At 70.4% G+C, this 20,260-nt stretch carries 20 protein-coding genes and 2 pseudogenes; 13 read left to right on the top strand and 9 right to left on the bottom strand.

What is annotated here, in order from left to right; all coding sequences use genetic code 11:
• Positions 1-70: 70 nt before the first annotated feature.
• Positions 71-673, bottom strand: a complete 603-nt coding sequence (locus tag MM440_RS06840; RefSeq protein ID WP_241443575.1) for an NAD(P)-dependent oxidoreductase — start codon at positions 671-673, stop codon at positions 71-73.
• A gap of 97 nt (positions 674-770) precedes the next feature.
• Here MM440_RS06840 and MM440_RS06845 point away from each other — a divergent pair, with 97 nt between their 5' ends.
• Positions 771-1,133, top strand: coding sequence for a winged helix-turn-helix transcriptional regulator (locus tag MM440_RS06845; protein WP_241443922.1), 363 nt, complete (start codon positions 771-773; stop codon positions 1,131-1,133).
• A gap of 70 nt (positions 1,134-1,203) precedes the next feature.
• A complete protein-coding gene (locus tag MM440_RS06850; protein ID WP_277626436.1) occupies positions 1,204-4,287 on the top strand; it encodes a DEAD/DEAH box helicase in 3,084 nt (1,027 codons plus the stop codon).
• Positions 4,288-4,300: 13 nt separating this feature from the next.
• On the opposite strand, the gene MM440_RS06855 is transcribed toward MM440_RS06850, so the two are convergent.
• The 3 genes from MM440_RS06855 to MM440_RS06865 form a co-directional block, all read right to left on the bottom strand.
• Positions 4,301-5,044, bottom strand: a complete 744-nt coding sequence (locus tag MM440_RS06855; protein WP_241443577.1) for an SDR family NAD(P)-dependent oxidoreductase — start codon at positions 5,042-5,044, stop codon at positions 4,301-4,303.
• Between the two features lie 13 nt (positions 5,045-5,057).
• Entirely contained in the window at positions 5,058-6,140 is a 1,083-nt protein-coding gene (locus tag MM440_RS06860; RefSeq protein WP_241443578.1) for an isocitrate/isopropylmalate dehydrogenase family protein, read from the bottom strand.
• Between the two features lie 74 nt (positions 6,141-6,214).
• Positions 6,215-6,676 (bottom strand): phage tail protein, encoded by a 462-nt coding sequence (locus MM440_RS06865; RefSeq protein ID WP_241443579.1) that lies wholly within the window; start codon positions 6,674-6,676, stop codon positions 6,215-6,217.
• 143 nt (positions 6,677-6,819) lie between these two features.
• On the opposite strand from MM440_RS06865, the gene MM440_RS06870 reads away from it, so the two are divergent.
• The 3 genes and pseudogenes from MM440_RS06870 to MM440_RS06880 all read left to right on the top strand — a co-directional run bounded on the left by MM440_RS06870 (position 6,820) and on the right by MM440_RS06880 (position 8,901).
• Positions 6,820-7,587, top strand: coding sequence for an ABC transporter ATP-binding protein (locus MM440_RS06870; protein WP_241443580.1), 768 nt, complete (start codon positions 6,820-6,822; stop codon positions 7,585-7,587).
• A 9-nt stretch (positions 7,588-7,596) separates the two neighbouring features.
• Positions 7,597-8,357, top strand: a pseudogene (locus MM440_RS06875) (ABC transporter permease).
• 25 nt (positions 8,358-8,382) lie between these two features.
• Complete coding sequence (locus MM440_RS06880) at positions 8,383-8,901, top strand: MerR family transcriptional regulator (RefSeq protein ID WP_241443581.1); 519 nt, start codon at positions 8,383-8,385, stop codon at positions 8,899-8,901.
• On the opposite strand, the gene MM440_RS06885 is transcribed toward MM440_RS06880, so the two are convergent.
• Positions 8,852-9,106 carry a DUF6582 domain-containing protein gene (locus MM440_RS06885; RefSeq protein ID WP_241443582.1) on the bottom strand — a complete coding sequence of 85 codons (255 nt, stop codon included), beginning with the start codon at positions 9,104-9,106 and terminating at the stop codon, positions 8,852-8,854. The genes MM440_RS06880 and MM440_RS06885 overlap by 50 nt on opposite strands.
• Before the next feature lie 98 nt (positions 9,107-9,204).
• Here MM440_RS06885 and MM440_RS06890 point away from each other — a divergent pair, with 98 nt between their 5' ends.
• Entirely contained in the window at positions 9,205-10,863 is a 1,659-nt protein-coding gene (locus tag MM440_RS06890) for a molybdopterin-dependent oxidoreductase (RefSeq protein ID WP_241443583.1), read from the top strand.
• A 213-nt stretch (positions 10,864-11,076) separates the two neighbouring features.
• Positions 11,077-11,349, top strand: coding sequence for a GlsB/YeaQ/YmgE family stress response membrane protein (locus MM440_RS06895; protein ID WP_241443584.1), 273 nt, complete (start codon positions 11,077-11,079; stop codon positions 11,347-11,349).
• 149 nt (positions 11,350-11,498) lie between these two features.
• Here MM440_RS06895 and MM440_RS06900 read toward each other — a convergent pair whose 3' ends face one another.
• Complete coding sequence (locus MM440_RS06900; protein ID WP_241443585.1) at positions 11,499-12,761, bottom strand: AI-2E family transporter; 1,263 nt, start codon at positions 12,759-12,761, stop codon at positions 11,499-11,501.
• A gap of 212 nt (positions 12,762-12,973) precedes the next feature.
• Here MM440_RS06900 and MM440_RS06905 point away from each other — a divergent pair, with 212 nt between their 5' ends.
• Entirely contained in the window at positions 12,974-13,636 is a 663-nt protein-coding gene (locus MM440_RS06905) for a DUF305 domain-containing protein (protein WP_241443586.1), read from the top strand.
• 4 nt (positions 13,637-13,640) lie between these two features.
• Here the strand turns inward: MM440_RS06905 and MM440_RS06910 are convergent.
• Positions 13,641-14,199, bottom strand: a pseudogene (locus tag MM440_RS06910) (aldo/keto reductase).
• 59 nt (positions 14,200-14,258) lie between these two features.
• Positions 14,259-14,990 carry an SDR family oxidoreductase gene (locus MM440_RS06915; protein WP_338155624.1) on the bottom strand — a complete coding sequence of 244 codons (732 nt, stop codon included), beginning with the start codon at positions 14,988-14,990 and terminating at the stop codon, positions 14,259-14,261.
• Positions 14,991-15,342: 352 nt separating this feature from the next.
• On the opposite strand from MM440_RS06915, the gene MM440_RS06920 reads away from it, so the two are divergent.
• The 4 genes from MM440_RS06920 to MM440_RS06935 all read left to right on the top strand — a co-directional run bounded on the left by MM440_RS06920 (position 15,343) and on the right by MM440_RS06935 (position 17,997).
• Positions 15,343-16,149 (top strand): helix-turn-helix domain-containing protein, encoded by an 807-nt coding sequence (locus MM440_RS06920; RefSeq protein WP_241443588.1) that lies wholly within the window; start codon positions 15,343-15,345, stop codon positions 16,147-16,149.
• Positions 16,150-16,168: 19 nt separating this feature from the next.
• Positions 16,169-16,579 carry a VOC family protein gene (locus MM440_RS06925; protein WP_241443589.1) on the top strand — a complete coding sequence of 137 codons (411 nt, stop codon included), beginning with the start codon at positions 16,169-16,171 and terminating at the stop codon, positions 16,577-16,579.
• 139 nt (positions 16,580-16,718) lie between these two features.
• On the top strand, positions 16,719-17,522 hold the full coding sequence (locus tag MM440_RS06930; protein ID WP_241443590.1) for a TspO/MBR family protein: 804 nt from the start codon (positions 16,719-16,721) through the stop codon (positions 17,520-17,522).
• Positions 17,523-17,574: 52 nt separating this feature from the next.
• Positions 17,575-17,997, top strand: a complete 423-nt coding sequence (locus MM440_RS06935; protein WP_241443591.1) for an organic hydroperoxide resistance protein — start codon at positions 17,575-17,577, stop codon at positions 17,995-17,997.
• Between the two features lie 73 nt (positions 17,998-18,070).
• Here the strand turns inward: MM440_RS06935 and mgrA are convergent, their stop codons facing one another.
• Complete coding sequence (gene mgrA / locus MM440_RS06940) at positions 18,071-19,117, bottom strand: L-glyceraldehyde 3-phosphate reductase (RefSeq protein ID WP_241443592.1); 1,047 nt, start codon at positions 19,115-19,117, stop codon at positions 18,071-18,073.
• Between the two features lie 175 nt (positions 19,118-19,292).
• Between mgrA and MM440_RS06945 the strand changes: the two genes are divergently transcribed.
• On the top strand, positions 19,293-20,240 hold the full coding sequence (locus MM440_RS06945; protein WP_241443593.1) for an SDR family oxidoreductase: 948 nt from the start codon (positions 19,293-19,295) through the stop codon (positions 20,238-20,240).
• Positions 20,241-20,260 lie beyond the last annotated feature (20 nt).

Here is a 20,260-nt window from a genome sequence, read left to right on the forward strand (position 1 = left end):
CCACACGAGAGGCGCTCCGCCGCAACACTGTTGCGGTCGGAGCGCCTCTCGCTGTCTGGATGGTCAGTGGTTAGTTCGCCACGGTGAACCGGACGCCGCGGTGAGCAGGCTTCTCCAGCTCGTCCACCAGGGCCACGGCGAAGTCCTCGGCGCTGATCGAGTCGCCGGCGGGGGTGTCCAGCTCGACCTGGTACTTCCCGGTGCGCTCGCCGGGGGCGATGACCGGGGCCGGAGCCAGCATCGTCCAGTCCAGCCCGTCGGCGGCCCGGTAGAGCTCGAGCACGTCAGCGAACGTGTCGGACTCGGCCTTGTACTCGGCGGGGAACCCCGGCGTGTTGCGCAGCTGGGTGTCCCCGGCCTGGAGTGCGCCCGCGCCGCCGACGACGAGGAGGCGGCCCTCGGGCTGGGCCGCGATGAGGGCGCGGTGCGCGGCCAGCGTCGGCTCGTGACTGCTGCCGTCGCGGGCCGGGGGCACCGAGAGGACGGTCGCGTCGCTGCTCGCCATCTGGTCGGCGACCGCGGCGGTGTCGGCCAGGTCGATGGCGAGGGACTGAGCGCCCTCGACGGGGGTGCCGCGACGGGAGCCGGCGACGACCTCGTGGCCGCGCGAGAGGGCCTCGGCCACGACGCGCTGTCCGACCATGCCCGTGGCACCGATGACGGTGATCTTCATGTCTGCCTCCTGTGATGTGGTCCGGTATCTCCGATAGTATGCATTGGAAACCGAGTACCTCAAGGTAACCGAAAGAGAGGATGAGCCGGTGGACGGCATGCAGCCTTTCGACGTCCTGAACCCAGCCTGCCCGTCGCGCACCGTGCTGCGGCACCTGACCGATCGGTGGACCCCGCTCGTGGTCGGGGTGCTCGCCGCCGGACCAGCGCGGTTCGGCGAGCTGCGCGACCAGGTGGGCGGCGTGACCGCGAAGGTGCTGACCCAGACGCTCCGCTCGATGGAGCGCGACGGTCTCGTCGTCCGCCGGGCCCTGGCCACCATGCCGCCGCGGGTGGACTACGAGCTCACTGCGCTCGGGCGCACGCTGGTCGAGCCGCTCGACGCGTTGCGCGGCTGGGCCGAGCAGCACGCCGGTGAGGTGCTGGAGGCGCGCTCGTCCTACGACGAGGCAACGCTGTGACGCCAGCTGGGCGGCAGGTTTGCCGGGGTCTCGCGTGTCGGCGTGGCAAGCTCGCGTCATGTCGAGGGGACTGCCGGAGGGCATCTACGAGCACCTGATCACGGGTGACGTGCAGGAGCGCATCGAGCAGGCCGTCGCGACTGGCCTGCTGGCCGAGACGGGGGATCTCGACGCGGCCGAGCTGCCTGACGTCCTGTCCTGGCACGTGCGCGAGCGGCTCCGACCGGTGCTGGGGAGCCTGAAGCCGGCAGATCAGCTGAGTCTCGTGAGCGCCCTTCTCGCCCGCGCCGACGACGCCTCCGGCGAGGTCGTAGACCCACCCCGCCAGCTCCGATCCATCTCGTCCCCGTCGGAGCGTGGCGCACCGCCTTCCTGGACCCGGCCGAGCTCGCCGCTCAGCGCCGCGGACCTGATGACCAATGCTCCAGGGGAGCCGTCGCTCGGGGCGGAGATCAGGGCGGAGGTCGCGTCGGCCGATCGGATCGACCTGCTGTGCGCGTTCGTGAAGTGGCACGGCTTGCGCTTCCTGGACGAGTCGTTGGGCCTGGCCGCCGCACGCGGTGTGCCCATCCGCGTGATCACCACGACCTATGTGGGGGCGACCGAGCGCAAGGCCCTCGACATCCTGGTCCGCAAGTTCGGAGCCGACGTGCGCGTCCACTACGACACGCTGCGCACCCGTCTCCACGCGAAAGCGTGGATGTTTCACCGCGCCAGTGGATTCCACACGGGCTACGTCGGCTCGTCGAACCTGTCGGTGGCCGCCCTGCTCGACGGCGTCGAGTGGAACGTGCGGCTGTCGCAGGTCGCGACGCCGGCCCTGCTGGAGAAGTTCCGAGCCACGTTCGACGCCTACTGGAGCGACCCGTCGTACGAACCGTACGACCCCGCTCGAGACGCAGACCGGTTGGACGACGCACTGATCGCAGCGCGCGGCGGTGTCCGTGATCGGGTCACGCTCACGCTGTCCGGGCTCGAGGTCCGACCCTATCCCTACCAGCAGGCGATGCTGGAGGACCTGCAGGTCGCCCGTGAGGTGCATGGGCGCCACCGCAATCTCGTGGTGGCGGCGACGGGGACGGGCAAGACGGTCCTCGCCGCACTCGACTACCGCAGCCTTGTCACGGACGGCGTCCGGCCCCGTCTGCTCTTCGTGGCTCATCGCCAGGAGATCCTCGAGCAGTCTCTGCGCACGTACCGAGAGGTGCTGGCGGACGGCAACTTTGGCGAGCTCTACGTCGGCGGGGCGAGGCCCGAGCGCTGGGAGCACGTCTTCGCCTCGGTCCAGTCGCTCACGAGCTACGGCATCGACCGGATCCCGGCGGAGCACTTCGACATCGTTGTGGTGGACGAGTTTCACCACGCGGAGGCCTCGTCCTACATCAAGCTCCTCACCCACCTGCGACCGACGGAGCTCCTCGGGCTGACCGCCACTCCTGAGCGCTCCGACGGCTTCGACGTGCGGCGTCACTTCGGCGACCGCGCCGCGACCGAGCTGCGTCTGTGGCACGCGCTGGAGGCCGAGCTGCTGACACCATTCCACTACTTCGGAATCGCGGACAACACCGATCTCGCGAGCCTGACCTGGAAGCGCGGGCAGTACGACACCGCCGAGCTCGAGAATGTCTACACCGGCAACGACGCACGAGTCCTGCTGATCCTCAAGGAGCTTCGGGCCAGAGTCCTCGACCTCGGCGCCATCCGGGCGCTGGGCTTCTGTGTCTCGGTGAAGCACGCGGAATACATGGCTGACGCGTTCAACCGCGCGGGGATCCCAGCCCGCGCGGTGACCGGCCGGACGCCGGACGCAGCCCGCAGGCAGGCCGTGGCCGACCTCAGGTCGAGGCAGATCAACGTCCTCTTCACCGTCGACCTGTTCAATGAGGGGGTCGACATCCCCGAGGTCGACACCGTGCTCTTCCTGCGTCCGACGGAGAGTGCCACCGTGTTCCTCCAGCAGCTCGGGCGTGGCCTGCGGCGGATCCAGGACAAGGCCGTGCTCACGGTGCTGGACCTCGTCGGGCACCAGCACAGCGAGTTCCGCTTCGACGCCAAGTACCGCGCGTTGACGGGTGCCACGCGCAAGGGGCTGCTCAAGGCGATCGCGGACGGTTTCCCCTTCCTGCCCTCCGGGTGCCAGATCGACCTGGACCGGGTGACCCAGCAGACGGTGACCAGCAGCATCCGGGCACAGCTCAACCGGCTCCAGTGGAAGAACCTCGTGGCCGACCTGCGGGCCCACCCCACCGACGACCTCGCGACCTTCCTCGACGAGAGCGGCGCTGACCTCGGCGCCGTGTATGCCGTCTCGCACCGAGGGTGGACGGTGCTTCGCCGCGAGGCGGGGCTACCCACGCTCACCGGTGGCGCGCACGAGGCGGCGCTCCTCAAGCGAGCCCGCGCCTTCGCGCACGTCGACGACCCCGACCGGTTCCAGGCCTACCGCGAGCTGCTCGCAGGCTCGGTCGACTACGACCGGCTCCCACCCAGAGCAGCATCGTTTGCCCGCATGCTCTTCTTCACGTTGTGGCCCGACGGCGGTGGATTCCGCTCCTATCAAGAGGGATTCGACGCACTGGCGCAGGAAGCAGCCGTGCGCGACGAGCTGGACCAGGTCATCGCCTGGGCGTTCGAGCACGCCCCGCAGGTGACCCATCGGCTGGAGGGCAACCTCGACTGGTGCCCACTGCGCACGCACGCGCGCTACTCGCGCGAAGAGCTCTTGGCCGCAACGGACTACGCCAACCTGTCGCGCACACCGCGCTCGGTGATGCAGGGCGTCGCCTTCGCCGCGGACCGAGGGGTCGACAACCTCATGGTGACGCTGCACAAGTCGGAGCGGGACTACTCCCCGACGACGATGTACCAGGACTACGCCCTGAGCCCCACGCTCTTCCACTGGGAGACCCAGTCGAGCACCACGACCGAGTCTCCGACCGGTCGGCGCTATCTCGGGCACGAGGCGGCCGGCGGGCACCTGCTTCTCTACGCGCGCGAGCGCAAGGCCTCGGACCTGGGCGCGGCGCCCTACGTCTTCCTCGGCCCCGCGCACTACGTGAGCCACCGCGGTGAGCGGCCGGTCAGGATCACCATGCGCCTCGACCACCCCATGCCGTCTGACACGTTCACCGCCGCTCGCGCGGTGGCCGGCTGAGCGATCGCCGGAGTCAGCGGCGAAGCGCGACGCCCGTGTGCGCGGCCAGCTGGTCGATCAGCTCGTCCTGGAACGGCGCGTCCTCGACGGCCGGAGCGGGGCGCTGCACCCGCTGGTGGTGCCAGTAGCGACCGCTGACCTGGGCCTGCGGATCGTCGCTCGTGGTGAGCCAGCACTGCGTGACGTGCGCCAGCGCGAGGTCGTCGCTCGCGCCCGGGCCGCCCATCCTCGTCGGCACCCAGCCCGGGTCCACCGCGTTGGCCAGCACGTCCGGCCACCTGCGTGCCACCGCGGCCATGAGCGCGGTGACGTAGAGCTTGCTGTCGGAGTACGACCGCGAGCCGCCGCTCCAGTCGATGCCGGAGAGATCGGCCGACCCGCCGCGGTGCATGCCGCTGCTCAGGTAGACCACCCGCGCGGCCGGGATGCCTGCGGTGAGCACGTAGGGAGCGACCACGTTGACGGGCAGCACGGCGCTGCCGTCCATCGTCCCCGCGTTGTGGATGACCGCGTCGAACGGTCCGAGGGCGTTGGCCTGCTCGACCAGGTCATGGACCTCGTCGAGGATCCCGAGATCTCCGACGACCGCTTCAGCACCACCGTCGAGCAGCTCCTGCACGGCAGCGAGCCGCGACTGCGTGCGAGCGTGCACCACGACGTGATGACCGGAGTCGAGCAGCTCCCGTGCGGTCGCCAGCCCGACACCGTCCGTCGAGCCAGTGACCAGGATCTTCCCCGTGTCCGCGTTCTTCGCCATGTTCGTGTTCCTCCTAGCGTGTGGGCACCGAGCCGACCGCGTCGACGACGGCCGCGGTGAAGTCGGCGGTGCCGAGCGTGCCGCCGAGGTCGCGGGTGCGCGTGGCGGGGTCGTCGAGCACCCGCTCGACGGCACGGTCTACGAGATCTGCTGCGGTGGTGAGGGTTTCGTCGGCTCGACGCTCGCCGAGCCAGCGCAGCAGCATCGCGGTCGACAGGATCAGCGAGGTGGGGTTGGCGATGCCTTGGCCCGCGATGTCCGGCGCCGAGCCGTGCTGCGCCTGGGCGACCGCGACGTCGTCACCGGCGTTGAGCGAGCCGCCGAGACCGAGGCTGCCGGAGAGCTCGGCCGCCTCGTCGGAGAGGATGTCACCAAACATGTTGGTCGTGACGATGACGTCGAACGAGTCCGGCCGGCGCACCAGGGCAGCGGCGGCCGCGTCCACGATGAGCTCCTCCAGCTCGACGTCGGGGTAGTCGGCGGCGACCTCGCGGACGCACCGCAGGAAGAGGCCCTCGGACACCTTCACGACGTTGGCCTTGTGCACCGCCGTGACCTTCTGGCGCCGCCCCTGCGCCAGCGCGAACGCCGTGCGCGCGACCCGGCGCGACGCCCTCGCGGTGATCTTGCGCAGGCTGATCGCGGTCTCGGGGTCCGGCATGAACTCGCCCGGACCGAGGAACATGTTGCGGTCCGAGTAGAACCCCTCGGTGTTCTCCCGGACGATGACGAGGTCCATGTCCGTGCGCAGGATGGACAGGTCGCGACGCGAGCGGCACGGGCGGATGTTGGACCCCAGCTCGAACTGCACGCGCAGCTCGGCTGACGGGTTCAGCCCGCCCTCGGCCCGCGGTGGGTAGTCGTAGTGCGACACCGGCCCGAGGATCACCCCGTCGACCTCGGGGACCCGGCGCAGGACCGCGTCGGGCAGCGTGGTGCCCTGCGTGGCGAGGCTCGCGAGACCGATGTCGGCGATCTCGACCTCGATCGGCTCGAGGCCGAGCCGCTCCTCGACGGCCCGCAGCACCTCCAGCGTCGCCGGGGTGATCTCGGGGCCGATGCCGTCACCGGGCAGGACGAGCAGGGTGAGGGTCATAGCAGGTCCTCTCTCGCTCCGACCACAGTAGCAACGCGGCGGTCAGGGGGTCGGTGGGCCGGGCGGCGGCCGCGTCAGTACTCGCCCTTGATGACGAAGTACGACCCCCGGATCGTGCCCGCCAGCTTGGACCTCTGCCGGGCGAACTTGAACGCGCCGAGCTCCTCGGGGACCTCCATCCCGTCCGACAGCTTGAACCCCACCGCGCGCTTGCCGCCCGCCTCGAGCGTGTAGAGCACGTTGATCGCCAGCCCCGACTCGTAGAACACGTGCACCCAGTGGATGCCCTCGACGTCGCAGACGGCGACCTCGAGCGGGCGGGAGCCGATGACGATCCCACGCTCCTCGCGCAGGATCCGGGCCACCCACTCCACCGTCTCGATGGCCTGCTCGGCGGGCTCCACCGTGAAGACGTGGTCGTACTTGTTCTTGAAGTAGCGAGCCTCGTTGGCCCGCAGCCCCGCGAGCGCGTCCGCGACCGGTGAGCTCTCGACCCCCTCGGTGGAGACGTTGACGAAATCGACAACCTGACCCATGAGACCTCCCGGCTGGGCTGCACGACGGCACGCCCGCGAACGACAGCGTTGGTCCGCACGCTACCGGTCGAGCCGAGCCCCGTGTCTGACCTTGCTCAACCTTGCTTGACCTTGACCCCGGGTGAAGGCTGCACGCTCGTGCCATGACCAGCACAGAAGCCATCCGCGTCGCGGGGCTGACCAGGTCCTACGGCGATCATCGCGTGCTCACCGGCGTCGACCTGAGCGTGCCAGCAGGGGCTCTCGTGGCGCTGCTCGGCTCCAACGGTGCGGGGAAGACCACGGTCGTCCGCATCCTCGCCACCCTCCTCAAGCCCGACGGCGGCACGGCCACCGTCAACGGTTACGACGTGGTGTCGCAGCCCGGCGAGGTGCGCGAATCCATCAGCCTGACAAGACAGTTCGCCGCCGTCGACGAGATCCTCACCGGTCGCGAGAACCTGGTGCTGGTGGCCCGGCTGCGTCGCCTGAAGCGCCCCGGTGACGTCGCCGACGAGCTGCTCGCGCGGTTCGACCTCACCGACGCGGGCGGCCGTCGCGCCGCGACCTACTCGGGCGGCATGCGGCGTCGTCTCGACATCGCCATGAGCCTGATCGGCGACCCGCCGGTGCTCTTCCTCGACGAGCCCACGACGGGACTGGACCCGCAGTCTCGACGCGAGGTGTGGTCTACGGTCCGAGAGCTCGCGGGTCGGGGCACCACCGTGCTGCTGACAACGCAGTACCTCGAGGAGGCCGAGCACCTCGCCGACCGGATCGCGATCCTGCACGAGGGGCGAATCCTGGTCGACGGCACCCTCGCCGAGCTCACCCAGCTCTTCCCACCCACCACCCGCGAGCTCGTAGAGCGCCAGCCGAGTCTCGAGGAGATCTTCCTCGCGCTCGTGAGCCCGGCTCGCACCACCGCCTGAGGACCCACCATGCGCACCCACGTCCTGGACGACACATCCACCCTCTTCGCCCGGTCGATGCGCCACATCCTGCGCAGCCCCGACACCATCATCACGACGGCGGTCACGCCGATCGCGATGCTGCTGCTGTTCGTCTACGTCTTCGGCGGGGCGATCAGCGCGGGCGGGGGCAGCTACGTCAACCATCTGCTGCCGGGGATTCTGCTCATCACCGTGGCGTCGGGCATCGCCTACACAGCGTTCCGGCTGTTCACCGATGTCTCGACGGGCATCTTCGAGCGCTTCCAGTCGATGCCGATCGCCCGCTCCGCGCTGCTGTGGAGCCACGTGCTCACCTCGCTCGTCGCGAACCTCGCCGTCGTCGGACTCGTGGTCCTCGTAGCCTTCGCGATGGGATTCCGCTCGGGCGCAGGGCTGCTCGCGTGGCTGGCCGTGCTCGGGATCCTCGTGCTGTTCACCCTCGCGCGACCTGGCTCGCGGTGATCCCGGGTCTCACGGCCAAGACCGTCGACGGCGTCTCGGGGTTCTCCTACCCGCTGATCTTCCTGCCCTTCATCAGCTCGGCGTTCGTCCCCACCGCCGGGATGCCAGCCCCGGTGCGGTGGTTCGCCGAGCACCAGCCGGTCACCTCGATCGTGGACGTCATCCGCCGGCTCTACGCCCAGGAGCCCGTGGGCAGCGCCGGGTGGGTGTCCGTGACCTGGTGCGTCGGGTTGCTGCTCGTCGCCTACGCCCTCGCGATGCGGACGTACCGCGCCAAGATGGGCTGACCGGGCGGGGGCCACAATGGGGAGCATGCTGACGATCAGCCAGCTCGCGGCCTACGCGGGGGTGACCGTGCGGGCGGTGCGTCACTACCACCGCGTCGGGCTGCTGGCCGAGCCGGAGCGCGACCACTCGGGCTACCGGGTCTACGGAGCGGGGGACGTGGTGCGGCTCATCCGGATCCGCACCCTCGCCGAGGCCGGCGTGCCGCTGGCGCGGGTCCGCGAGCTGCTGGATGCCGACCCGGAGACGTTCGCCACGGCGTTGGACGAGATCGACCGGCGGCTGCGGGTGCAGATCCGAGCGCTGCAGCAGCACCGGCGGCAGATCCGGTTGCTCGAGTCCAGCGAGACGCTGGTGGACGCGTTCGCCGAGGACGCGCACCCGGTCGTCGGCCGGTTGCGCGACAGGTTGGCCGAGCGGGGCTGGAGCGGGTGGACCCGCGTCAAGAAGCGTTCTCCCCGAACCCTGGTCAGGGAGGCGGATCAGCCGACGGTGGTCAGCTGTCCGACTCGATGTCCACGTCGTGCTTGCGTGCGGCGGCCTTGATGCGGTCGCGGATCCGCTCGACCTCCGTAGCGGTGTACTTCGCCGCGTTCGCCTTCTTGCTGATGTAGCTCCAGGCGGCCCGAACGTGCTCCGCGGTGTCGATGGGGTACTTGTTGTTGACCGGGTCGGCGAACTCGACGTCGCCGTACTTGCGTTCGCCCTCGTCGGGGTTGACGTCGTCACGGTGGTGGATCGGCTTGCTCATGGCTCATCCTCACACGGGCTCGCCGGCTGCGGTAGAGCTCGCGCGTCCCGCGTGGCAACCGGCGGCAATTGCCAGGAACCGGGTCTAGCGTCGATCAGGTGGAGACCACGCAGGTCAGGGCGCAGGGCACGCCAAGCGGTCGGCTCGAGCCGGCCGGACTGGGTGCGGTCGTCGGCCTGGCGACCGGGGCCGTCACGGTGGGAGCAGCTGAGCTCCTCGCCGGGCTGGGGCAGCGAGCCGGCTGGGCGAGTGGCACGCCGTCGCCGATCGACGCCGTTGGTGCTGCGTTCATCGATCGAGCTCCACCGTGGCTCAAGGACTTTGCGGTCTCTACGTTCGGGACGAACGACAAGATGGCTCTCTACGTCGGCATCACTCTGGTCCTCGTCCTGCTGAGCTGTGCCATGGGCGTAACTGCCGTCCGCTCGAGGCGTGCCGGCGTGGCCGTCCTGCTGCTGCTCGGGACTGTTGCGGCCGCCGCCGTGCTGTCGCGGCCGCACGCGTCATCGACCGACCTGGTGCCGCTGCTCATCGGTGTGGTCGCCGGATGGTGGCTGCTGACTCGCTGGACCGGCCGGTTCGTCCAGCGGCCTGCGCGGACTGGCTCCTCCGGATCGACCGTTGCGAGCAGAGAGGTTGCGGCACAAGGCCGTTCGCCGCGGGAGGCTCGCTCCGTGTCGTCGGTGTCGTCGGTGTCGCGTCGCGTGGTGCTGGGCTCCGGCCTGGCCGCGGTGGCGGCCGGCGCGGTCGGCGTCCTCGTCGGTCGGGTGGTCGCCGGGAGCGTGCGCGCCGCGTCGGTGGCCCGCGACGCGTTCCGCGTGCCGCCGGTGGCCAGGCGCGTCACGGTGCCCGCGGGGGCCGACCTCGGGATCCGCGGGGTGACGCCGTTCATCGTGCCCAACGCCGAGTTCTACCGCATCGACACCGCTCTCGTGGTGCCGCAGGTCGACCCCGCGACCTGGTCGCTGCGGGTGACCGGGATGGTCGAGCGGGAGATCACTCTCGACTGGGCAACCCTGCTGAGCAAGCCGATGCAGGAGGCGATGGTCACCCTGATGTGCGTCTCGAACGAGGTCGGCGGGACGCTCAACGGCAACGCGGTGTGGACCGGGTGGCCGGTACGAGAGCTGTTGAAGGAAGCGGGAGTTCGCCCGGGTGCGGACATGGTGCTGTCGACCAGCGTGGACGGCTTCACCGCCGGGACGCCGCTCGAGGCGATGACCGACGACCGCAGCACGCTGCTCGTGGTGGCGCAGAACGGTGAGGCGTTGTTGCCCGAGCACGGCTTCCCGGTGCGGCTGGTCGTGCCCGGCCTGTACGGCTACGTGAGCGCCACCAAGTGGGTGAGCGAGCTGAAGGTGACGACGTTCGCCGACGACATGGGCTACTGGACCCCGCGCGGCTGGTCGGCGCTCGGGCCGGTCAAGACCCAGTCGCGCATCGACGTGCCGCGCGACGGTGACACCGTGGCCGCGGGCACCGTCGCGGTGGCCGGGGTCGCCTGGGCGCAGCACCGTGGCATCAGCGGCGTGCAGGTGCGCGTCGACTCCGGGCCGTGGGAGCAGGCCCGACTGGGCACGGACGCGACGATCGACGCCTGGCGCCAATGGGTCTACGAGTGGCCGGCGACGAGCGGACGGCACACCCTCACCATCCGCGCGATCGACGCCGACGGCCGACCCGAGACCGACAAGGTCGCGCCGCCCGCCCCCGACGGGGCCAGCGGCTACCACTCGATCCAGGTGACGGTCTCGTAGCGTCGGGATCTGGCGGCTCCAGATCGTGTGGCTTCGGCGCCGTTTGGGCGCCGGAGAGGGGTGTCGTACGCGTCCGTTCATGTCCGGATGGCGGTGAGATGCGGGCGAACCGAGGCAACTCTGAGACAACTGCCCCAGAACCCGCCGGCCAACAGGTTCGCGCGGCACTGGTGACGCCATCAGCGGTCACCCTCTCTCGGAACCTCACGAAAGGTGGACATCATCTTGGGCTGGGGCATTCTCGGTTGGATCATCTTCGGCGGCATCGCCGGATGGATCGCCAGCAAGATCATGAGCACGGACGCGCAGCAGGGCATCGGCCTGAACATCGTGGTCGGCATCATCGGCGGTCTGCTCGGCGGCTGGGTGCTGTCGTTGCTCGGCGTCGACGTGGCCGGCGGCGGGCTCATCTTCAGCATGCTGACCGCCATCCTGGGCGCATGCATCCTGCTCTTCGCCGTCAAGGCGATCAGCGGCCGCCGCTGACCCGGCGCGCCACTCCCAGGAAGGGGAGGTCACCGTTGCGGTGACCTCCCCTTCCTGCGTCTGAGCCTGGTGGGAGGGGGTTGCGGCCGGGTCGAGACGGGGGTTGGCGACTGAGACGGCGGTTGGTGACGTCGGCGGGGTGGGGGTGACTAACTGCCGTCTCGGTGTCGGGACGCCGTCTCGCCATCGGTGGTCGGGCGGTCGGTGAGCTCACGTGACTCGGCGGGGTCACGGTCTACGGAGTGCTGGTCCTTGGCGGCCGGAGCGCCCTCGACCTCGGCGCCCGCAGCATCGGCGGGCTCGGACGCGTCCTCGTCATCCGCACCCTCGACCGCAGCGGCGTCACCCGCACCGGCGTGCCAGCCCTTGACGGCTGCGGTGACGATCCCGGCGAGCGGCACGGCGAGGAACAGGCCGACGATGCCGTAGGCCGTGCCACCGACGGCGGCGAGCAGCAGGGTGACGATCGGGTTGAACTCCATCGCCCGCGACAGCAGCAGCGGCGACAGGACGTTGCCCTCGATCTGCTGCACGGCCAGCACGATCAGCAGGGCCCAGAGGGCGGTGATCGGGCCGCCGAAGAAGAGCGCCACGATCACGGCGACCGCCCCGGCGAGGGTGGCGCCGACCATGGGGACGTACCCGAGGACGAAGGTCAGCGCACCGATCGGCAGGGCGAGCGGGACGCCGAGGATCCACAGGCCGAGGCCGATGAACAGGCCGTCGACCAGGCCGGTCACGGTCGAGGCGAACATCCAGCCCCGGGCCGTGCGGACGGTCCCGCGGAAGGCCGAGTCGGTCTGGCTGCGGCGCTGGACAGGCACGACCGAGCGGATCGAGTTCCACAGCTTGTCGCCGGAGGTCAGCCCGAAGATCGTGAGGAAGATCGCGAGCACCACCACCGTCAGCAGCGTCCCGAGGCTGGTCAGGGTCGTGACCGCGGCCGTGCCCACGCCGGAGGCGATGCCACCGATCCGCTCACGCAGATGCGTCTCGAGCGAGTCGAGCAGCCCGGACGGCAGCTCGATGCCGCTGCGGGTCGCCCAGTCGCCGGCGGCCTGGATGCCGCCGAGGGCGGCGGAGGCGAGCTCGTCCCAGTCGCCCAGGACCCGCACGCCGATGAACCAGAACAGGGCGAGGAACGCTCCGAGGTAGACCGTGACGCACAGCAGCGCGGCCACGACGCTCGGCATCACCCGTCGCAGGCGCCGCGCGACCGGCCACAGCAGCGCGGTCTGGGTGAAACCCAGGAAGGCGCCGACGAAGACGGTCGTCACCTGCATCAGCAGGTAGATCGCGCCAAGCCCGACCAGCGTCAGCACGGCGAGCCGGCCGGCGATGGCTGCTTCCTTGGCGAGCCACTCGTCGCGGTCCTGCCGGGGAGGGTCGGGGACGGGTGCGGTGCGGCTCACAAGATGACCTCTCGAGGGGCTGGACCGGCGGGCTACCGGGGCAGTGTCGCTGCGGGGGACGTGATCGTGCAGTCACTCTGTCACCTGGCCGGTCGGCGGCCGGGGGACGTGACCGACTGATGGTCCCGCCAGGCGCCACGCCGACCCGGTGTCTCTGCGTCCAGCGTCGTGTGCGAGGGTCGAGGGACCACCCGAACGAAGGAGACAGTGCCATGACCCCCTTGCGGCTCCGCAGCTCGATGCTGGTCGCCACCGCTCTCGTGGTGGGCGGCCTCACCGCCTGCGCGAGCGACTCCGACAGCTCGCACGACGGGGCGCACGGCTCCGCCCATGCCACGACCTCGCCGAGCACCACCTCGTCGCCGGCAACCACGAACACCATGGGATCCACAAGCACCCCGAGCGCGGCCGGCAGCGCCGACGCCTCCCGGGAGGGTGACATCAGCTTCGCGCAGATGATGATCCCGCACCACGAGCAGGCCGTGGAGATGTCCGACCTCGCCCTGGCCAAGCCCGGCGCGTCCGCTCAGGTGCGCGACCTCGCTACCCAGATCAAGAAGGCGCAGGACCCAGAGATCGCCACGATGCGTGGGTGGCTCGCGAGCTGGGGAGCGCCGAGCGCCGCGCCGACCGGGATGGGTCACGACCACGGGGACGGGATGATGAGCGCGAGGGAGATGGCCCAGCTCGAGGCCGCCACCGGCGCCGACTTCGACCGACGCTGGTTGAGCATGATGATCGCCCATCACGAGGGTGCCGTCACCATGTCGGAGCAGGTGCTCGGCACCACGAAGGATCCGGCCGTCCGCACGCTCGCCGAGTCGATCATCTCGGGTCAGAAGGCGGAGATCTCCACGATGCGTGGTCTGCTCTGACGCGTCACAGACCGACGGCGCTCATCCCGGCGTCGTTGTAGCGGTTGCCCTGCACGCCGATCCGCGCGGCGAGGGCGTCCAGGTCCGACATCTCGTCCGCCGACAGAGCCACGGTCGTCGACCCGGCGTTCTCGTCCAGGCGCTCGCGGCGCCGGGTGCCGGGGATCGGGACGATCCACGGCTGCTGGGCGAGCAGCCACGCAAGGACGACCTGGCCCGGGCTGCACCCCTCACGAGCTCACCGACGGTCCCGGCGACCTCCTCGATCGGCACGTCGGGGTCGACGCGGTGCTGGTAGAAGAGGTCGATCACGTCGATGCCCAACCGCTTGACCGACTCGTCGGCGACCCGGCGGATCTGCTCGGGGCGCGAGTTGGTGCCGACGGAGCGGTTGTCCTGGATGTGTCGAAGAAGGTGATGCCGGCCTCCTCGACGGCGTACCGCAGGACGGCGATCATGTCGTCGCGATCGCCCGGGTTCGGGCCGTAGCTCTGCGACATCCCCATGCAGCCGAGGCCGATCGCGGAGACCTCGAGTCCCTGTCCAAGCGTGCGAGTGTGCATGTGAGTCCGCCTGTGGTCGAACGGATTTCGTGGGTGCGGGTGATCAGGGGTGCGCGTGATCAGGGCCTCAGCGGCCCGTAGAACCAGGACGCGGTGACGCCGCCGTCCATGAGGATGTCGGACCCGGTGATGAAGGCGCCCGCCGGGCTCATGAGCAGCTCGCCGACCGTCGCCACCTCGTCAGGAGTTCCGGCGCGACCCACGGGGCAGCCCTCGAGCATGGCGCGGTAGCCCTCACCGCGTGGGCCGGTCAGCTCGTCGCGGGCGAGCGGCGTGATGATGATCCCCGGGCTGATGCAGTTGTTCCGCGCACCCCGCTCACCCCAGGTGACGGCAGCAGCCTTGACCCGCAACGCATTTGCGCGCTTCGACACCTGATAAGCGTGCAGGGGGTCGCTCACGTCGGCGAGCAGTGGCAGGTCGAGCAGCTCGTCGGTCGGCGTCATCGCGAGGGCCTCGTCCTCCTCGGTGGTGAGTGCCGGGAGGCGGTGCCCCGACTGCGACGCGATGACGACACCGGAGCCACCGGGGGCGATCAGCTCACCGAAGACCTCCAGCACCAACGCCGTCCCGTAGAGGTCTACGCGCAGGATGGTGTCCGGGCTCGCCTGCGAGGGCGACACGCCCGCGGCGTGGATGACCCCGACGATCGGACCGTGCGCGGCCGCTCGCTGGGCCAGATCGGTCACCGACTCGCGCGACGAGACGTCGACGACCGCAGTCGACACGTCGAAGCCGGCGTCCAGCAGGGGTCTGCGCGGCCGCCTCGGCGTTCGCCTCGACCAGGTCAGCGACGATCACGTGCCGGCCGGCACTCACCCGCCGGGTGATGGCCTGACCGATCGAGCCGCTGCCGATCACCACGACGACGTCGGTCTGGTCGTCCGCGCTGGTAGGGGCCGCGCTGGTGGGGGGCGACGGGGTGGTCATGGGGCGGTCCCTCCAGGTCTCGGGGTTGGCGGGGTTGACGGGGGTGGCCAGCGCGGTGGCCGGCCGGGGTCCACACCCACCACGCTACGAGCCCGGTGGAGAGCGAGGGAGGGTCTGGCATTGCCACCCGACGCGATCGACGGTCGCCGTCGTCCGGGTGGATTGCCACCCGAGGTCTGGACCGCACCTGCCTGCGGTGCGAGCCTGGACCCCATGCAGGAGCGGCGGCTGCACCCGGGACTGGCCGGGCTGGTCCACCGCGTCGTGGGTTACGACTACCGGGTCGATCCACGGGCGGTGCACCACGGCGTGCCGGGGCCGGGCGTGACGGTCATCATCAGCTTCGACGAGCCGCTGGACCTCCAGTGGCACGGTGAGCCGTCGACCCGCGAGCAGCACTGGTTGCTGGCCAGCGGGCTGCACACGCGACCGGTCCTGATCTACACCCATGGTGTGCAGCGCGGGGTGCAGCTGGACCTCACCCCAGCCGGCTGCCGAGCGCTGCTCGGGGTGCCCGCTGCCGCCATCGCCCGCGGGTTGGCTCCGCACGCCGAGCTGCCCCGCGGCGTCACCCCCGAGCTGCACGAGCGGCTCTGGGCCTCGACGTGGCACGAGCGGTTCCGGCTGCTGGAGGAGCACCTCCTCGCCCTGCGGGCCGACGCCGGCGACGCCGGCGGCGAGGTCCCAGCCGACCTGGCGCGCGCCTGGCGGCTGCTGGAGCGCCACCACGGTCGGCTGGGCGTGGCCGAGCTCGCGCGCGAGGTGGGGTGGTCGCGGCGGCACCTGTCGACCCGTTTCGCGGCGGAGTTCGGCATGACCCCGCAGGACGTGCGGCGGCTGCACCGCTTCGGCGCCGCCATAGCGCTCGCGCGGACCGGCCGGGCCTGGGCCGACGTGGCGAGCGCGGCGGGCTACGCGGACCAGGCGCACCTGAGCCGCGACTTCCACGAGCTGTCCGGGCAGACGCCGACCCAGTGGCGGCGCGAGGTGTTCCCCATCCTTCAAGACGAACCCGCTTGAGGCGCAGGAGGCTTGAGCCATGACTACACCAACTCTGTTTCACAGCATCCACTTCGACGACGCGGACGCCGGGCTCGCCTTCCTGCGCGCGATCGGCTTCGAGGAGCGGGGGGTTCATCGGGACCCGGCGGACCCCAGCGTCGTCGTGCACGCCCAGCTCTCCTGGGGTGGCGCCGGTGGGGTGATGTGCGGCTCGGCGCAGCGCTCTGCTCCGGCCGCCGCCGGCAGCTACCAGCGGCGCGTCGGCGTCGGCTCGTGCTACCTGGTCGTCCCCTCGGACGAGGCCGTCGACGAGGTCTACGAGAAGGCGCTGGCCGCGGGCGGCAGCTCGGTGATGGAGCCGGAGGACCAGGACTACGGCGGACGCTCTGCGACGGTGCGCGACGCTGAGGGCAACCAGTACTCGATCGGTTCCTACGCGGGGGAGTAGCCCCTCGCTCGACCCGCCGGGTCCCGCCGAGACGGCAGATCCCGGACAGGTCTGCGGCGTGTCGTGTCCGACATCTGCAGGTTCGGTGGCTCGGACGCGTTGTCAGGGGCTGTGGAGGCTGGCCGGATAGCCTGCCGGCATGAGCCAAGACCGGATCCGCCAGCTCGTCGTGACCGTCAGCGGGGTGGTCTGTGTCTTCGGCACGCTGCTCGGGACGGGGGTGATCGGGACCCGGGTCGCCGAGTCGTCCGGAGGGACGCTGGCCGCCGACGCCACCTTGATCGCGCCGGCGAGCACGGCGTTCTCGATCTGGTCGGTGATCTATCTCGGGCTGCTCGCCTACGTGATCTGGCAGTGGCTGCCGGCGCATCGCCGTGACGATCGGCTGCGCGCCACCGGCTATCTCGGGGCGGCGAGCATGGTCCTCAACGCCGCCTGGTTGATGGTGACCCAGGTGGGCTGGCTCTGGGTCAGCGTCGCCGTGATGATCGCGCTGCTGGTCACGCTGGGTCGGCTGGTGGATCACCTGGCCCGGCGGCCGGCCACGTCGACCGTAGAGCGAGTGGCCGTGGACGGGACGTTCGGGCTCTACCTCGGGTGGGTCTGCGTCGCCACCTGCGCCAACATCGCCGCGACCTTGGTGGCCTCGGGGGTGCCCGCCACCGGTGGGCCGTCCGAGGGGGCGACGGTGGTCGTGATCGCGGTGGTCGTCGGCCTCGCCGCGTTCCTCGCGCGCCGGCTGCCGGCTCAGTACGCCGTCGGCGTCGGCATCACCTGGGGGCTCGTGTGGGTGGCGGTCGCCCGGTTCACCGACCAGCCGCAGTCGACCGCCGTGGGGGTCGTTGCCGCCGCGGCTGCGCTCGCCACGGTTGCGCTCTATCTCCGATCCCGCGCCGCCACCACCGCCACCTCTGCCACCGCCCGGGAGCTCCCGGCACGCTGACCGATCACCCGCTCGACCATCCATCAGGCACGACCGATCGAAGGAGAATCCGATGTCCACGATCTACACCGCCGAAGCCATCTCCACCGGCGCCGGCCGCAACGGCCGCACCCGCACGGACGACGGGCGCATCGACCTGCAGCTCGCCATGCCCAAGGAGATGGGTGGGTCCGGCGACGGCACCAACCCCGAGCAGCTGTTCGCCGCGGGCTACGCCGCCTGCTTCCACTCGGCGCTGCAGGCCGTCGCGCGGGCCGCGAAGGCGGACCTCGGTGACTCCAGCGTGGGCGCCCGGGTGGGCATCGGCCCCAACGACTCCGGTGGCTTCGCGCTCGAGGTGGCCCTCGAGGTCGTCATCCCCAACCTGCCGCACGACGAGGCGCAGCAGCTCGCCGACAAGGCTCACCAGATGTGCCCCTACAGCAACGCCACCCGCGGCAACATCCCCGTCACCGTCACGGTCACCGACGACTGACGGCGATCGCCTGATCTCCTCCGCTGCCGGCGGCTCGGGCCCAGGCTCTCGCCGGGGTCTGCTTGACCGAGGTCTACTTGTCCGAGGACTTGGCCCACAGGTTGATGCCGGAGTCGACGGCGTGCTCGTCGATGCGGGCCAGCTCGGCGTCGGTGAAGTCGAGGTTGCGCACCGCGCCGACGTTGTCCTCGAGCTGCTTGACCGAGGAGGCTCCGGCGACCACGGAGGTGACCCGCTTGTCCCGCAGCACCCAGGCGAGCGCCATCTGCGCGAGCGACTGACCGCGCTCCTCGGCGATCTCGTTGAGCGCGCGGATGTGGCTCAGCGCCTCGTCGGTGATCAGGTCCTTGTCCAGCGACTTGCCTTGTGCCGCACGGGAGTCGGCAGGCACGCCTTTGAGGTACTTGTTGGTCAGCATCCCCTGCGCGAGCGGTGAGAACGCGATGCAGCCGATGCCCTCCTCGCCAAGCACGTCGAGCAGACCCTCGTTCTCGACCCAGCGGTTGAGCATGGAGTAGGACGGCTGGTGGATCACCAGCGGGGTGCCCATCGAGCGCAGGATGTCGTGGGCCTCCTTGGTGCGCTCTGCGGAGTACGACGACACCCCCACGTAGAGCGCGCGGCCGGATCGCACGGCCGTGTCCAGCGCGCCCATGGTCTCCTCGAGCGGTGTCGTCTCGTCGAAGCGGTGCGAGTAGAAGATGTCGACGTAGTCGAGACCCATCCGCTCCAGCGACTGGTCCAGCGAGGCGAGGACGTACTTGCGCGAGCCCCCACCCTGGCCGTAGGGACCCGGCCACATGTCGTAGCCCGCCTTGGACGAGATGATCAGCTCGTCCCGGTAGCGCCCGAGGTCGCGCTTGAGGTGGCGGCCGAAGTTGCGCTCGGCGGAGCCGTACTCCGGGCCGTAGTTGTTGGCCAGGTCGAAGTGCGTGACCCCGAGATCGAAGGCGCGGCAGAGGATCTCGCGCTGGCGCTCGAGCGGGGTGTCGTCGCCGAAGTTGTGCCACAGGCCGAGCGAGACGGCGGGCAGGTCGAGCCCGCTGCGCCCCGAGCGGCGGTAGGGCATCGACTCGTAGCGGTCGCTCGCGGCCTGGTAGTGGTCTACCTCGAAGGTCATGGCTGGGTCCTCTCGCGACGGGGCTGGGTCGGTGTCGGTATGCCACCGACGATAGCGAGCACCGGCCGGGCGAGCGCAAGCAGAGGACCGGCCGATGCAACCACGTCTGCGGGCGCGGAGTACGGGTAGGGGGTGAGAAGGACACTCACCGCTTCCTCAACCGCTAAGGAGAGTCATGTCCTCCCAGGACAAGAAGCAGAACGGCGCGACGCAGAACGCCGACCAGACCACGACCGACCAGCTCGTCTTCCAGGACCCCACCAAGCGCTACCCGGTCATCAGCCCGCCGGCGAAGGCGTTGCCGGGCACCGGGCTCGACTCCGAGATGACTCCGAAGGCCGACCTCGGCGAGAAGTCCTACCGCGGCACGGGCCGGCTCGAGGGCCGCAAGGCGCTCATCACCGGCGGTGACTCCGGCATCGGTGCCGCCACGGCGATCGCCTTCTCGCGCGAGGGCGCCGACGTCGTGATCACCTACCTCCCCGAGGAGGAGAGCGACGCCCAGGAGGTGGCCGAGGTCATCCGCGCCGACGGCCGCACCGTCGAGACGATCGCTGGTGACCTGCGCGACAAGGCGTTCGCCAAGAGTCTGGTCGAGCAGGCCGTGAAGGCGCTCGGCGGCCTCGACATCCTCGTCAACAACGGTGGCAAGCAGGTGGCGACCGAGTCGTTCGACGACATCGACGACGAGCAGCTGGAAGCCACCTACGACATCAACATCCTGGCGATGTTCCGCCTGGTGCGCGCCGCCCTGCCGCACCTGAAGCCCGGCTCGACGATCATCAACACCACGTCGATCCAGGCCTACTCGCCGTCCCCGACCCTCATCGACTACGCGTCGACGAAGGCGGCCATCAACAACTTCACCAAGGGCCTGTCGGAGGCGCTCGCGGAGAAGGGCATCCGCGTGAATGCCGTTGCGCCGGGACCGATCTGGACGCCGCTGCAGCCGTCGGGCGGGCAGCTGCCGGAGGCCCTTCCCGAGTTCGGGCAGAGCACGGCGCTCGGTCGTGCGGGGCAGCCGACCGAGCTGGCACCCGCCTACGTGTTCCTCGCGTCGCCCGAGTCCAGCTACGTCGTCGGCGAGACGCTCAACGTCAACGGCGGCATGCCGACCCCGTAGACCGTCCCCTGCTGGGAGGT

Source organism: Arsenicicoccus piscis (genome assembly GCF_022568835.1).
Classification (GTDB): domain Bacteria; phylum Actinomycetota; class Actinomycetes; order Actinomycetales; family Dermatophilaceae; genus Arsenicicoccus; species Arsenicicoccus piscis.